The following is a 16,424-nucleotide window of genomic DNA, read 5'->3' on the forward strand; positions in this document are numbered from 1 at the left end:
TTCCACCCTTGAATTCAGGTTTACCTGTTTGAGTTGCACCTTGGATGTCAGTTGATTCAGATGGTGTAGTTGTTGGGGTTACTGGAACAATTTCAGGTGTGTAGGTTGTATCAACCTTAATACCGTTTGAGCTTTCAGCTTGAACCTTGGCTGGTGTGACTGCACCTGTGTATGATTTATCAGTTGGTGTGAATGTTACAGTACCAGTTGCTGGATCGATCGTGAAAGTACCGATTGGCGTTGTACCATCTGCAGCATAAGCTGGCGTAGTTGTAACTTCATTACCATCTTTATCCAAGAGCTTATAACTATTTGATTTAATGGTTACAGGTTTATCTTGACCATTTACTTGGACAGTTGTTCCTGCAAATGTTGGTGTACCTGTTTGAGTCGCACCTTGGATATCTTTTGAAGTAGCTGGTTGAGCTGTTGGAACAGCCGCTACAACTGTTGGTGTATAAGTTGCATCCGAAGTGATTGTCGCCGTCTTACCGTTCGCATTTGTAATAGTCGCAGTTGCTTGAACTGTTACACCTGTTGCAGTTCCAACAAAGTCTTTTTCAGGTGCGAAGGTAACCGCTCCTGTAGTAGGATCAATTGTATATGTTCCTTCGCCTGCTACTTTCACACTGGTTTCATCAGTAGGCTGGCCAGTTGCTGGATCTACTAATTTCCTGCTAGTAATCTTCGTAGCCTTGTCATTGCTTAACTCAAATGTAGGTGTTTGAGTTTGAGGGACATTTTGCACATCCTCAGAAACCTTATTAGTAGAGCTGATTGTGGCTGGGGTTACTGTTGGAGTATACTTAGCAGTAGCTGTTTTTATAAATTCTGACTGAACTTGTTTATTTTTATCTCGTCCAACTGGTGCAGTAAGTGAAACTGTTACTCCCTTAGCAGTGCCAGTAAATCCTGGTTCCGGCACAAAGGTAACTTTCCCAGTCAAATCGTCTAAGTAGTAAATCCCTTCCCCTTCTACAGTTAGAACAGGATCATTGATAACCTTGCCAGTCGTAGGACTCACAAACTTAGCTGGATAATCAAAATCAGGTGTGATTTTAACTTTCTCACCATTACTATTTGTTCCTTCAAGAGCAAATTCTGGAGTAGCTATTTGACTAGCTCCTTGAACATCTGTTGAAGTTTTATTTTCACCTTCGATATCCTTTGGAGTAACGGTTGGGATATAAAGTCCATCCATTGTATTTATCAAAGTATCAACATTAGCTTCATTGGCTGGAAATTTAGTTGACCAACCTGTGTCGTAGCCATTACTATCTGTACGACGGATAGAGATTCCATCAGCTGTTCCTAAGAAATTATCTTCAGGGATGAATTCTACATCTACGTCTTTACCATTTGCGGTAATTTTATATTTACCTTGACCTGGTACGACATAGTAGCCTTCAGCATCCAAAATAGCCTTGTTCCCATTTGCATCGACAATGTATGGTGCTACTGTTTCATCAATTTTTGCTGATTCAGTTAAGCTATAGCCTTGCAAACCTCGAGCAGTAAAGGCTACAGTTGCTGTTTGTTTAGCAGCTTGAAGACCAGAAGTTTCCTTGAATTCCCCTTTTGGTGGGTGCGTAATTTGAGTCTTGAAGTCTTCTACTTCTCCTGAGAAGGCCATACCTGTTGGGCTTTCAATTTCTTTAGCATTCTTAGCGATACGAAGACGAACCCCTAATTCAGTAACACTAGGGTCAATATAAGTTTTGCTGTTTGCAAATGTTAACTCAACTATACCATCTTTCGTAATAGTAGCTAAATTTGAACGCTCGTCTTCATCGAAGGTTCCATTTTGATTGAAGTCTACCCAACCGTAGATATTTGCCTGTGCAGCCCCATCAGTATGGGCTTCAACAGAAATCTTATAATTACCTGGTTTGGTACGGTCCATCTTGATCATCTCATTGGTTTTCCCTTTAAGATTATCTGGAAGCAATTGGTCGATTCCTTCATCAGCCGTTGTCGCTTTATCGTCACCAGTCCAATCAAGGGTATTGTTTTCATCCATATCAGGACTCAAGTGGCCGAGATAAGGTTGGTTTACTTTCTTACCGGTAATCCCATCCACAGTTGCAATTGAATGAACTGCCTTGCCGTATGATTCAGGAGCATCTCCTTCATCAAGTGGGAAGAATCCAAGCATGGCTGATTGTTTACCTGAAGATGCGATATACAAGCCAACTTCGGACGCTCCACGTGTCATAACAAGGGGAACAGCAGCAATACTTGAAATATTTGGTCCAAAGACCCCTGTTCCGAGACCTCCAGTTGTTAAATCGGCACTTCCAAAGTACTTCCAAGCAACCGCTTTTTTATCTGGCCCAACTTGATTTGAACGTCGAAGTAGGTCAAGGTTCAACTTATAGTAGCCCATGCCATCTATATTAGTGGCAGGGTTTGGACCGAATAAATTGTCTGTATCTTGTGGAATATAAGTTTTATTATTGCCCTTGGGCCATTCCCCAATATGTTGCCAACCTTCTCCGTTTGTGGTGAACATAACCATTTCACCAGGGTTAGCGGACTCACCATCCGCCATGACAATGGCAGGTTTGACCACTTTTCCACGGAAGGTCGCAGAAACTTCAAACTGAACACCGATATTCCCACCTTCAAGTTCTGAACTGATAGTAGTTTTCTTAGTTGTACCAGTGTCAATACCTTCTTTTTTAATTTCAGTCCAACGGTTTTGAGCTTCGGCAATAACTTTAGCTTCTTCACCAGCAGTAAAAGCTACTCTCGTAGCAGGTGTATTAGTCGCATTCCCATAACCATTTCTTGCATTTGGATCATAGGTCGCTTTTTCAGCTTCTGTTGCTCCTCGGTCTTCAAGGCGTTTTTTATAAAGTTCTGTCGCCTGGAAGGGTTTCAAAGATTTAACCTTGATGGTAACCACATAACCCGGCATAATTTCCTTAGTATAGGTAGCCCCAACTTGGAGAGCAAGGTCACCTTTTGATGTTGTTGTGGTTCCTGTCCAGTTAGCTACATCGCCAAAGTCCAACCAAGAGATTTGGCTGGCTATGTCTTTAGCGTTGATATTTGTTGTAAAGCCAGGTTTTTCTACCTTTGGAGTTGAAGTTGCGTCTTCAACGTCTGCACCAATTCCAGTAGCTGTTGCAGTATCTGCACGGAAGGCAGTATTCTTGTCAATCTCTTTACCATTACGAGGGTCGTTTTTCCCTGTATTTGCGATTGCGTTAGTACCTTCAGCTGACTGAGTATTTGCTGCTAGTTTTCCGGTACTTTCTTCAGTTTTTTCAGTAACTTCAGCCTTAGCTTCCACAACTGATTTTGATTCTGCTACTACCTTATTTTTAAGTTTTGCATTTACCGTTGTTACAAGTGATTGATAAGCAACATCCAACTCAGCTTGACTTTCAGCAGAGGCAAGAGCATTCTTAGCATTATCAAGACTTACTTTTAAAGCATCAATACTTTCATCAGTCTTATTGCTATATTTACCATTCGCCAGGTTTGTTTCAATCTCAGCAATATAGCCTTGCAATCTTGTGTGATCTAGTTCCAGCTTAGTTTCAGTTGTACCTGGAACAACTGGAGTTGCCTGATAAGTTGTAACATCTTCTTTCTCAGCTTGAGATATAGAAAGAGATTCCGGCTGTTCCTTTTCAGTCGTCACAGCAACCTCGTCAGTTTGCTTATTCTCAGCGACTTCTTCAGCTGCTACTCCTGTAGCCGTTCCAAGCATGACTAAAGTTCCTAGTAAAACCGAACAAACTCCTACATTTAACTTACGAATTGAAAATCGACTAATACGGTCATTAAACAAATCATTTTTCACTAACATTACCTCCAAGTTGCATAAAATTTAACTTAGTTTAGAATAAATATGTATTTACTATTCATTATTTTTCGTAAACTACCCGCTGTTATATTTTATCATGCCAGCCCTTGAATACCAAGCATTTTGCTCAATTTTTTGGAAAAATTTTTTCTACTTTTATAGCTCAAATTATTTAGTAAATCATATAAAAATCAATATACCTTTTCTATATATTTAATACAAAAAAAGAGGGAAGCCCCTCTTTTTGTTTAAGCATTATTTTATTCGCTTACTTCAACAGTTTCAACGACTTCTTCTACAGTCGTATCAACTGGAGCTTCTTCTTGTGAAGATGCTAGGTAAGACTCTTCGTTGACTGCTTGTGGTTCAAGGTTACGGTAACGTGCCATACCTGTACCAGCTGGGATAATCTTACCGATGATAACATTTTCCTTAAGACCAAGGAGATGGTCTTTCTTACCACGGATAGCTGCGTCTGTAAGGACACGAGTTGTTTCCTGGAAGGAAGCTGCTGACAAGAAACTATTTGTTTCAAGTGAGGCTTTGGTGATTCCCATAAGGACTGGACGACCAGTCGCTGGCACTCCACCTGCGATAAGAACATCCTTGTTAGCATCTGTAAAGTCGTTGATGTCCATAAGTGTTCCCATGAGAAGATCTGTGTCTCCTGGATCCATAACTCGAACTTTACGGATCATTTGACGAACCATTACCTCGATGTGTTTGTCACCGATTTCTACCCCTTGGCTACGGTAAACTTTTTGTACTTCACCGAGGAGGTAAGTTTCAACTGATAAGACATCACGTACAGCAAGGAGACGTTTTGGTTGGATAGAACCTTCTGTCAATGCTGCACCACGAGAGACTTGGTCCCCAACTTCAACACGCATACGAGCTGTAAATGGTACCACGTATTCGCCTTCTCCAGTTTCACCCTTAACGAAGACTTTCTTAGTACGAGTTGATGCATCTTCTTCGATAGCTGTAACTTGTCCTTTGACCTCTGTGATAACCGCTTCCCCTTTAGGATTGCGGGCTTCAAAGATTTCTTGGACACGAGGAAGACCCTGAGTGATATCGGTATTTGAGGCAACCCCACCCGTGTGGAAGGTACGCATTGTAAGCTGTGTACCAGGTTCCCCGATAGATTGAGCAGCGATTGTACCAACTGCTTCACCAACTTCAACCGCATCACCAGTCGCCAAGTTAATACCGTAACAGTGACGGCAGACACCATGACGAGTGTTACATGTAAATACTGAACGGATAGTTACTTCTTCGACACCAGCATTGACAATTTCACGCGCCTTGTCTTCTGTGATCAATTCATTTGGACCAATGATAACTGCACCAGTTTCTGGGTGTTTAACAGTTTTCTTAGTGTAACGACCATTGAGACGTTCTTCAAGAGACTCAATCATCTCTTTACCTTCAGTAATAGAACGGATCAAGAGACCACGGTCAGTTCCACAGTCATCCTCACGAATGATAACGTCTTGGGCAACGTCAACCAAACGACGAGTCAAGTAACCTGAGTCGGCTGTCTTAAGGGCCGTATCGGTCATACCTTTACGAGCACCGTGAGTTGAGAAGAACATTTCGAGTACTGACAAACCTTCGCGGAAGTTTGAAAGGATTGGCAATTCCATGATACGTCCGTTCGGAGCAGCCATCAGACCACGCATACCGGCAAGCTGTGAGAAGTTTGAGATGTTACCACGGGCTCCAGAGTCCATCATCATAACGATTGGGTTCTTCGGATCTTGGTTGGCAATCAAGCGTTTCTCAAGTTTTTCACGGGCAGCACGCCATTCAGCTGTTACAGCATTGTAACGTTCGTCGTCTGTGATCATACCACGACGAAATTGTTTCGTGATTTGTTCTACACGTTTATGTGATTCTTCGATGATTTCAGCCTTGTCTTCAACGACTGGAATATCGGCAATACCCACTGTCAATCCTGCAAGAGTTGAATGGTGGTAACCGAGGTTCTTCATACGGTCAAGTAGGGCAGAAGTTTCTGTCGTACGGAAACGTTTGAAGATTTCAGCGATGATATTTCCAAGGTTTTTCTTCTTGAATGGAGGGTTAAGTTCAAGTTTGCTGATAGCTTCCTTGATGTCTCCACCTAGTGGCAAGAAGTATTTGTCTGGAACACCTTCTGTCAAGTTAGCATTGTTTGGCTCTTGCAAGTAAGGTAGACCTTCTGGCATGATATCGTTGAAGAGAATCTTACCAACAGTTGTAAGCAAGACTTTATGTTTTTGCTCTTCTGTCCATGGTTTGTTGAGGCTGTCTGTTGCAATACCTACACGTGAGTGGAGGTGAACATAGCCATTGCGGTAAGCCATGACAGCTTCGTCACGGTCTTTGAAGACCATGCCTTCACCTTCACGACCAGCTTCTTCCATGGTCAAGTAGTAGTTACCCAAAACCATGTCCTGAGATGGAGTAACAACTGGTTTACCATCTTTAGGGTTCAAGATGTGCTCAGCAGCAAGCATCAAGATACGCGCTTCTGCTTGAGCTTCTTCTGAAAGCGGTACGTGGATGGCCATTTGGTCCCCGTCGAAGTCGGCATTGTAGGCTTCACAGACAAGTGGGTGCAAGCGAAGGGCTTTACCGTCAATCAAGACAGGTTCAAAGGCTTGGATACCCAAACGGTGAAGGGTCGGTGCGCGGTTCAAAAGCACTGGGTGTTCTTTGATCACTTCTTCAAGGATATCCCAGATGCGTTCGTCTCCACGTTCTACCAAGCGTTTAGCCGCTTTAACGTTTTGCACGATATCACGCGCTACGATTTCACGCATAACGAATGGTTTAAAGAGCTCGATAGCCATTTCACGTGGCACACCACATTGGTACATCTTAAGAGTTGGACCAACGGCGATAACGGAACGTCCTGAGAAGTCAACACGTTTACCGAGCAAGTTTTGACGGAAGCGTCCTTGTTTACCTTTAAGCATGTGGCTCAATGATTTGAGTGGACGGCTACCTGGTCCTGTAATTGGACGACCACGACGACCATTGTCAATCAAAGCGTCAACCGCTTCTTGAAGCATACGCTTCTCATTTTGAACGATGATACCAGGTGCATTCAACTCAAGCAAACGAGCTAGACGGTTGTTACGGTTGATAACACGACGGTAAAGGTCGTTCAAGTCAGATGAGGCAAAACGGCCACCATCCAACTGCAACATTGGACGAAGATCTGGTGGAATAACCGGAAGGATGTTAAGAATCATCCATTCAGGTTTATTTCCAGACTTGTAAAAGGCATCCAAAACATCCAAACGACGGATGGCTTTGATACGTTTTTGTCCAGTTGCTGTCTTCAATTCTTCTTTAAGTTCAGCAATTTCTTTTTCAAGATCTACTTGTTTCAAGAGGTCTTGGATAGCTTCGGCACCCATTTTAGCAACGAATGATCCGTAGCCATATTCACGCAAGCGCTCACGGTATTCACGCTCTGTCATGATAGATTTGTGCTCAAGTGGTGTATCCTTCGGATCGATCACCACGTAAGCAGCAAAGTAAATTACTTCCTCGAGGGCACGAGGACTCATATCAAGGGTCAAGCCCATACGGCTTGGAATTCCCTTGAAATACCAGATATGAGATACAGGAGCTTTCAACTCGATGTGTCCCATACGTTCACGACGAACTTTTGTACGCGTTACTTCAACACCACAACGGTCACAAACAATCCCTCTGTAACGAATGCGTTTGTACTTACCACAAGCACATTCCCAGTCTTTTGTAGGACCAAAGATGACTTCGTCAAATAGTCCTTCACGTTCTGGTTTCAACGTACGGTAATTGATTGTTTCAGGTTTTTTGACTTCTCCATAAGACCATGAACGGACTTTACTTGGAGAAGCTAGTGTGATTTGCATACTTTTAAAACGATTTACGTCAACCACTATTTCTTCCCTTTCTATTCTAAGTGAGCTACTTATTCTTGTTCAGTAGCTTCTTCTGTTGCTTCCGCTTTTGCACCTTCTTCAGCTTCAAAAGCAGCTTTTGCTTCTTCAGCAGCTTTTTTACGTGCTTTTTCAAGGTCATCTACGTGGATGACATCTTCGTCCATTCCTTCATCAAGGTCACGAAGTTCCACTTCTTGATCATCTTCGTCAAGGACACGCATGTCAAGACCAAGAGATTGCAATTCTTTTACAAGAACTCGGAAGGATTCTGGAACACCTGGTTTTGGAATTGGTTTTCCTTTTGTAATAGCTTCATAAGCTTTCAAACGTCCGTTGATATCGTCAGACTTGTAAGTCAAGATTTCTTGAAGGACATTTGATGCACCATAGGCTTCAAGCGCCCAAACCTCCATCTCACCGAAACGTTGTCCACCAAACTGAGCTTTACCTCCGAGTGGTTGTTGCGTAACGGTTGAGTATGGTCCGACTGAACGAGCGTGCAATTTATCATCAACCATGTGGTGAAGTTTGATCATGTACATGACACCAACTGACACGCGGTTATCAAATGGTTCACCAGTACGTCCATCGTAAAGGATAGTCTTAGCATCGCTATCCATACCTGCTTCCTTAACAGTTGACCAAAGATCTTCTGAACTTGCTCCGTCAAAGACTGGTGTTGCGATGTGGATACCAAGAGTACGAGCTGCCATACCAAGGTGAAGCTCCATTACCTGACCGATATTCATACGTGATGGCACCCCAAGTGGGTTCAACATGATATCAACTGGAGTTCCGTCTGGAAGGTAAGGCATGTCTTCTACAGGAACGATACGAGAAACAACCCCTTTGTTTCCGTGACGTCCGGCCATCTTATCTCCGACCTTAATCTTACGTTTTTGAGCGATGTAGACACGAACCAGCATGTTAACGCCTGATTGCAATTCATCACCATTTGCACGTGTAAAGATCTTAACATCACGAACGACACCGTCAGCACCGTGTGGTACACGAAGAGATGTGTCACGAACTTCACGAGATTTGTCACCAAAGATAGCGTGCAAGAGACGTTCTTCAGCAGAAAGATCTTTTTCACCCTTAGGTGTTACTTTACCTACAAGGATGTCCCCTTCTTTAACCTCAGCACCGATACGGATAATACCCATTTCATCAAGGTCTTTAAGAGCATCTTCACCAACGTTTGGAATTTCACGAGTAATTTCTTCAGGTCCAAGCTTTGTATCGCGAGTTTCTGATTCGTATTCTTCGAGGTGGACAGATGTGTAGACATCGTCTTTCACCAAGCGTTCGCTCATGATAACGGCATCCTCGAAGTTGTAACCTTCCCATGTCATGTAGGCAACGATTGGGTTTTGTCCAAGCGCCATTTCTCCATTTTCCATAGAAGGTCCATCTGCGATAAAGTCGCCTTTTTCTACAACGTCACCAACTTTAACAAGCGTACGTTGGTTGTAGGCAGTACCTGAGTTTGAACGACGGAATTTTTGGATATGGTAAACATCCAATGAGCCATCTTCACGACGAACTTCTACCTTGTCAGCATCGGCATAAGTAACTTTACCATCATACTGAGCAATTACAGCCGCTCCAGAGTCATGGGCTGCTTGATATTCCATACCAGTACCAACGTAAGGTGCTTTTGGATCAATCAATGGTACAGCCTGACGTTGCATGTTGGCACCCATGAGGGCACGGTTGGAGTCATCGTTTTCCAAGAAAGGAATACATGCTGTCGCAACAGCAACTACCTGTTTAGGAGAAACATCCATGTAATCAACACTTGATGCTGGATATTCTTGGTTAACCCCTTGGTGACGTCCCATAACAACTTTTTCAGCAAAAGTGCCATCTGCGTTCAATTTAGAGTTAGCCTGCGCTACTGTGAACTCATCTTCTTCATCGGCTGTCAACCAAACGATTTCGTTGGTTACTTTTCCAGTTGCACGGTCAACCTTACGATATGGTGTTTGAATGAAACCATACTTGTTGAGGTGTCCGTATGAAGACAAGTTGTTGATCAAACCGATGTTTGGTCCCTCAGGTGTCTCGATTGGACACATACGACCATAGTGAGTGTAGTGCACGTCACGCACTTCATATCCAGCGCGGTCACGTGTCAAACCACCAGGTCCTAAGGCAGACAAACGACGTTTGTGTGACAACTCAGAAAGCGGGTTGTGTTGGTCCATGAACTGTGACAATTGTGAAGAACCAAAGAATTCTTTGATCGCCGCAGTCACTGGACGGATGTTAATGATTTGTTGAGGTGTCAATACTTCGTTATCTTGAACAGACATACGTTCACGAACATTACGTTCCATACGTGAAAGTCCAAGACGTACTTGGTTGGCAAGCAATTCACCAACAGCACGAATACGACGGTTTCCGAGGTGGTCGATATCATCGATACGACCGATGCCTTCAGCCAAGTTAAGGAAGTAGCTCATTTCAGCAAGGATATCTGCAGGAGTGATCGTGCGAACTTTATCCTCTGGGTTTGCATTACCGATGATTGTTACAACACGGTCTGGATCAGTTGGTGCCACAACCTTGAATTTTTGAAGAACAACTGGTTCTGTCAAAACAGCTGAGTCATTTGGAGTGTAGACAATCTTATTCAAATCGCCATCCAAGTGACTTTCGATGCTCTCAATCACGCTACGAGTCATGATTGTTCCAGCTTCTACCAAGATTTCACCAGTTTCAGGGTCTACCAATGGTTCAGCAATAGTTTGGTTGAGCAAACGTGTTTTAACATTGAGTTTTTTATTGATCTTGTAACGACCAACTGCAGCCAAGTCATAACGACGTGGGTCGAAGAAACGAGCCACAAGTAAGGTACGTGAACTCTCAGCAGTTTTTGGTTCACCTGGACGAAGACGCTCATAAATTTCTTTCAAAGCTTCGTCTGTACGAGAGTCCATTGGGTTTTTATGGATATCTTTTTCAACAGTGTTGCGAACCAACTCGCTGTCACCAAAGATATCAAAGATTTCGTCATCGCCTGAGAAACCAAGTGCACGAACCAAAGTCGTAAATGGAATCTTACGAGTACGGTCGATACGAGTATAGGCGATGTCTTTTGAATCACTTTCAAGTTCCAACCAAGCTCCACGGTTAGGGATAACAGTTGAACCGTAACCCACTTTACCATTTTTGTCTACCTTGTCATTAAAGTAAACACCTGGAGAACGCACCAACTGTGATACGATGATACGTTCACCACCGTTGATGATAAAGGTTCCCATCTCAGTCATGATTGGGAAATCACCAAAGAAAACTTCCTGTGTTTTGATTTCGCCAGTTTCTTTGTTAATCAAGCGGAAGGTTACAAAGATAGGTGCTGAGTAGCTGGCATCGTGGATACGAGCTTCTTCAAGCGTATATTTAGGTTCTTTGATTTCGTAGCCAACAAATTCCAACTCCATTGTGTCTGTGAAGTTTGAAATTGGCATTACATCTTCAAACACTTCCTTCAGACCATGGTCTAGGAAATCTTTGAATGAATCAGTTTGAATTTCAATCAAATTTGGTAAGTCAAGAACTTCTTTGATTCTTGAAAAACTACGACGGGTACGATGTTTCCCGTATTGAACGTCATGTCCTGCCAAGATGATTCTCCTTTTTAAATAAAGTTCCAAGCTTAGTGATCTAAGCTAGTAAATATCGTTAGAGGGTTCTAAAAACCCTATCAACTTATCCCCCTCGACTAATTTTCAGAATCTTTAAATCTTTGTTACAAAGATCGAAAAACCTGAAAAAAAGCACAAAAAGAGCAGCTAAATCCGACTTTTTCAGGAGATTTAACTGCTGTGAGCCTTGTCCGGACAATATTTCAGACAAAACCTACGACAAATGATTATTTATATTATACCCTATTTAGCTAGATTTTTCAAGGTTTTAAAATATTTTTCTCTTCCTCTAATCCGTTAATTATCTACATCTTTCTTTGGAAAATCAAGTCCATATTTAGGAAAACGCTTGCCTTAACTATTCCCTCATGCTATACTGTTATTGAAATTAATAGACAGGAGACATTTTATGAAAACAGCTAAAACCACTGTTACAATCGTTTCTGCACTTGCATCTGTCATCTTATTGACCAGCTGCGCCACAAAATCCACAGAAACACAAACATCCGCTAATAACTCATCTGACAATCAGATTACAATGACTTACGACCAACTACGGTCTAGAGAAAATACCATGTCAACTCTCTGGTATCAAAAAGCAGCCGAAACAAAAGCCTTGTATCTACAAGGCTATAATGTTGCTACAGATCGTCTAAAGGAATTACTGAAAACAGAATCAGACAAGCCTTATTCGATTGTTTTGGACTTGGACGAAACGGTCCTAGATAACAGTCCTTATCAAGTTCAAAATGTCAAAGATGGAACAGCATTCACACCTGAAAATTGGGATGTTTGGGTCCAAAAAGCTGCAGCAAAAGCCGTCCCAGGTGCTAAAGATTTTCTTCAGTTTGCCGATCAAAACGGTGTTCAAATCTACTATATTTCTGACCGTTCAGTCGACCAAGTAGATGCTACCATTAAAAATCTAGAAAACGAAGGCATTCCTGTACAAGGACGTGATCACCTCATGTTCCTAGAAAGTGGTGTAAAATCCAAAGAAGGTCGTCGACAAGCGGTTCAAGAAAAGACAAATCTTGTGTTACTATTTGGTGATAACCTTGTAGACTTTGCAGATTTTTCTAAGACTTCTGAAGCTGATCGTGACAAACAACTTGAAGAATTGCAAAAAGAATTTGGTGAAAAATTCATCATCTTCCCAAATCCAATGTATGGATCATGGGAAACAGCAGTTTACGGTGGTAACAAACTAGATGCCAAGGGACAAGTAGACGAACGCGAAAAAGCCTTACAAGGCTTTGACAAGTAATGAAAACTTGGTATTCAATAAGGCCATAAGTACAAAAAGAAGTGCAAAAGCTCTTTAACTGACAAACTCAAAAAAAGCGGACAAGAGAGGATTCTGATAACCAGAAAACTTTCCTGTCCGCTTTTATCATGTGATTCGTATCTTAATGAGCCAACATTTCTTGAGCAATCTCTTGACCTGATAAGCCATCTGGATAGTAGGTTGGCCAGTTGTCCATCTCTTCAAAGAGGGCTTCTTGGCTAGTGCCTCCAAAGAAGATATGGAAATGTTCTGCCTTGACCGGAGCGATATTGTGGTCGCTAAACTGAACATACTTGAATTGCCCAGCGTCTGCATCCGTCGCTTCAAAGAGGAAGCGCACTCCACGATTTCCTTTCTTATAAGTCAAGATTTTCTTGCCAACATACTTGTAAGTATATTTCTTACTTTGGCCACCTTGGATGAATTCCATAGTGTTATCCGTGATGTTAATCTTGGTCACATCTGTTTGGTAACCTTTTTGATAGTAGGCTTTGTATTCATCCTTAGTCATCTTACCAGTCAACTTAGCCTTGTAATCAAAGACTTGGTCTAGAGTACCATTTTCAAGAAAAGGATAAACAGACTGCCAGTTACCAGTATAGTCACTCAAGGTGCGATCCTTGACATCGGCATCTTCAAAGTAACCATTTTGAACTGTTTTAGTTTCCTCGGCTTTTTCTGGCTCAATTTCTGCCCCTGCCTGATCAGTTGTCTGCTTGAGGGCCTTGAGATTTTTCTCCATGATAGAGATATAGTTCTCGCCGTCCTTCATATCCTCTTCGGTCAAGCTTTCCAGAGGATTCAGAACGTCTAACTTAACCCCTGTTTCTTTTGAAAGAGTATTAGCTAGAGCTTGTGAGGCATTTTCTTCAAAGTAGATATAAGAGATCTTGTTCTTCTTGATATATTCGGTCAATTCTGCCAAGCGACTTGCTGACGGTTCCGCATCTGGGGAAAGACCTGAGATAGAAACTTGATTGAGTCCGTAGTCTAAAGCTAAGTAACGAAAGGCAGCGTGTTGAGTCACAAAACTCTTTTGTTTAGCACTAGAAAGTCCTTCAGTATAGGCCTTATCCAGAGCTTGTAATTTCTCGATATAGGCAGCTGCATTTTGCTCAAAGGTTGCTTTTTTATCAGGATAGTCAGCTGATAAACTGTCACGAATGTGCTCTACAAGCTTAATGGCACGCGCAGGAGACAACCATACATGAGGGTCATACTCGTGATGATGACCTGCTTCGCCGTGGTCATGGTCTTCCTCTTCTTCACTTCCTGGAAGAAGCAACATATCTCCAGTCGCCTTGATTGTTTTTACTTTTTTCGCATCTAGTGAATCTAAAAGCTTGGGAACCCAAGTTTCCATGTTTTCGTTCTCATACACAAAGGCGTCGGCGTCTTGGATTTTAGCGACTGCCTTAGGAGATGGTTCATAATCATGTGGTTCTGTCCCTGCCCCAATCAAGAGCTCGACATTGGCTGTATCGCCTGCTACTTGCTTGGTAAATTCGTAGACAGGGTAGAAAGTTGTAACGATGTTTAATTTCCCATCTGCCTGTTTTTGATTGGAACAAGCCACTAAGAATACCGTCACAAGACTTGCAAAAAGTAGGCCTAGTTTTTTCATTTTTTTCTCCTATTTGATAAAACGTTTGAGTAAGCTGACTAACAAGAAGACAACTACAAAGATAAGGGTGATACTTGCACTCGGTGGTGTCTCTGCATAATAGGAAATATAGAGTCCCGCAACCATGCCCAGAAAGCCAATAGCGCTAGCAAGAATCATCACCGAACTAAAGTTCTTCCCTAAACGCAAAGCAATACTTGCTGGTAAGACCATGATAGTCGATACCAAAAGTGCTCCTGCAGCTGGAATCATAAGAGCAATAGCCACACCAGTTACCATGTTAAAGAGGATAGACATGGTACGTACAGGTAAACCATCTACAAAAGCTGTATCCTCGTCAAAAGTTAAGATGTACATGGGTCTTAAAAAGAGGAAGGTCAGGATTAAAACAACCGCTGCAATGACAAAGAGCCCAATTACCTGCTCTTGACTAATAGTCACGATAGAACCAAACAGGTATTGGTCCAGACTCATAGAACTAGAGCTCTTACCTTTACTCATGACAATGAGCGATACTGCAAGTCCTGTAGACATGAGAATGGCTGTCCCAATCTCCATAAAGCTCTTATAAACCGTGCGTAGGTATTCAAGGAAGACCGCTGCAATCAAGACAATCACAATGGTTGAGATGGTCGGAGAAATCCCCAAAACCAAGCCAAAGGCAACACCCGAAAGCGAAACGTGACTCAGTGTATCACTCATAAGACTCTGGCGACGCAAAATAAGGAAGGTCCCCAGAACTGGTGAAAAGAGACTCATGGCAATAACCGCTAAAAAGGCTCGCTGCATAAAATCATAAGAAAATAGATTAAGCATGTTCCACCTCCTGATCATTTTCATGGACATTGAAACAACGCCATGGCGAATCTTGGTCACGAACAAGGTGGATATTACGATCTGCGTAATCCTTAACTTCTTCAGGATCGTGAGTAATCATCAAAACAGCCTTGCCATGATGGTGGGCACTATGGTGCATGAGCTCATAAAATTCATTCTTGGTACCTGCATCCATCCCTGTTGTCGGCTCATCCAATATAAAGATATCTGGATCTGAAGCAAACATACGTGCAATGACCGCTCTTTGCTTTTGCCCACCAGAGAGAGAACCAATGCGTTTATCCCGATGTTCCCACATGCCAACTGAGTTTAAACTAGCCTTGATGTGTTCTTCATCATGGGCATTCAAACGACGGAACCAGCCCTTTCTTGGGTAGCGACCTGATTTGACAAACTCATAAACAGTACTTGGAAAGCCTGCATTGAAACTAGCAATTTGCTGAGGAAGATAGGCAATTCTTAATTTTTTCCCATGAATATTTGTCTTTGAGATGGTTACTTTCCCAATTCTCGGTTGTAAAATACCTAGACTAGCTTTGATAAGAGTAGTCTTTGCCGCTCCATTTTCTCCTGTCAGTGTGACAAATTCCCCACTATCAACACTGTAATTGATATGCTCAAGCACAGGTTCCTTGTCATAATAGAAGGACAAATCCTCTACTGTGATGTATCTCATTACTTGATTTCTCCTACTAAAGCAGTTAAAAACCGCTGGATAATTTTTTGTTCGTTTGGTGTGAACTGAGTGGCAACCTGCTCGTAAGTCGAGAGGGTATGCTCATGATGATGGTGGTGTTCCTCAGCAATTGGTCGTGCCAAGTCTGTCAATCGATAGAAGATAACGCGAGCATCCTTGGGATCCTTAGATGTCTCCAACATCCCCTCTTTGACCAAGGATTTGATAGCCTTGGTAACGGCAGCTTGACTGACATTGAGACGACGCGCCAACTCAGAGTTGGTTAGCGACTCCTCTGATAAAAGCATGAGAATATGCTCCTGGGTATTGGTCAAAGCCACATCACTCGTGCAATGACCAATGAGAATTTCATGTTGGTTTTCCGCTTTGAGAATAATCTCATTTAAAAAATGATCGATATCTTTTGCCAACTGTCTCATGATTTGCTCCTTTCTCAGAACAGAATTTCTATAAATACAAGGTTCTCACACCATTCCTTTACTAGTTAAGTATATCACATCCAAGCAAGGAGTCAAGAAAAAAGGGCTCTATAATTTCTGTAGTGGGTAGCACCACCATAGGAATTATGGAGCCTATTTTGTT

8 protein-coding genes are annotated in these 16,424 nt (G+C 42.4%); 1 reads left to right on the forward strand and 7 read right to left on the reverse strand.

Annotation, left to right across the window (positions count from 1 at the left end; translation table 11 throughout):
* The 3 genes from ADM33_RS07935 to ADM33_RS07945 all read right to left on the reverse strand — a co-directional run.
* Positions 1-3,820: CshA/CshB family fibrillar adhesin-related protein (locus tag ADM33_RS07935; RefSeq protein ID WP_414716794.1), on the reverse strand; the 3,820-nt coding region annotated here is incomplete at its 3' end.
* A gap of 257 nt (positions 3,821-4,077) precedes the next feature.
* Positions 4,078-7,740: a DNA-directed RNA polymerase subunit beta' gene (rpoC, locus tag ADM33_RS07940; RefSeq protein WP_049504339.1), complete on the reverse strand. Its 3,663-nt coding sequence runs from the start codon at positions 7,738-7,740 to the stop codon at positions 4,078-4,080.
* Between the two features lie 32 nt (positions 7,741-7,772).
* Entirely contained in the window at positions 7,773-11,375 is a 3,603-nt protein-coding gene (locus tag ADM33_RS07945; protein ID WP_049504341.1) for a DNA-directed RNA polymerase subunit beta, read from the reverse strand.
* 430 nt (positions 11,376-11,805) lie between these two features.
* Here ADM33_RS07945 and ADM33_RS07950 point away from each other — a divergent pair, with 430 nt between their 5' ends.
* Positions 11,806-12,663: a 5'-nucleotidase, lipoprotein e(P4) family gene (locus tag ADM33_RS07950; RefSeq protein ID WP_049504343.1), complete on the forward strand. Its 858-nt coding sequence runs from the start codon at positions 11,806-11,808 to the stop codon at positions 12,661-12,663.
* 142 nt (positions 12,664-12,805) lie between these two features.
* On the opposite strand, the gene ADM33_RS07955 is transcribed toward ADM33_RS07950, so the two are convergent.
* Genes ADM33_RS07955 through adcR form a run of 4 tightly spaced genes read right to left on the reverse strand, consistent with a single transcriptional unit; the run spans position 12,806 to position 16,261 of the window.
* Positions 12,806-14,308 (reverse strand): zinc ABC transporter substrate-binding protein AdcA, encoded by a 1,503-nt coding sequence (locus tag ADM33_RS07955; RefSeq protein ID WP_049504344.1) that lies wholly within the window; start codon positions 14,306-14,308, stop codon positions 12,806-12,808.
* Positions 14,309-14,317: 9 nt separating this feature from the next.
* Entirely contained in the window at positions 14,318-15,124 is an 807-nt protein-coding gene (locus ADM33_RS07960) for a metal ABC transporter permease (protein WP_049504346.1), read from the reverse strand.
* Entirely contained in the window at positions 15,117-15,821 is a 705-nt protein-coding gene (locus ADM33_RS07965) for a metal ABC transporter ATP-binding protein (RefSeq protein ID WP_001269493.1), read from the reverse strand. The genes ADM33_RS07960 and ADM33_RS07965 overlap by 8 nt, the downstream gene beginning before the upstream one ends.
* A complete protein-coding gene (adcR, locus tag ADM33_RS07970; RefSeq protein WP_049504348.1) occupies positions 15,821-16,261 on the reverse strand; it encodes a zinc-dependent transcriptional regulator AdcR in 441 nt (146 codons plus the stop codon). The genes ADM33_RS07965 and adcR overlap by 1 nt, the downstream gene beginning before the upstream one ends.
* Positions 16,262-16,424 lie beyond the last annotated feature (163 nt).

Source organism: Streptococcus oralis, assembly GCF_001075875.1.
In the GTDB taxonomy this organism is placed as follows: Bacteria; Bacillota; Bacilli; order Lactobacillales; family Streptococcaceae; genus Streptococcus; species Streptococcus oralis_I.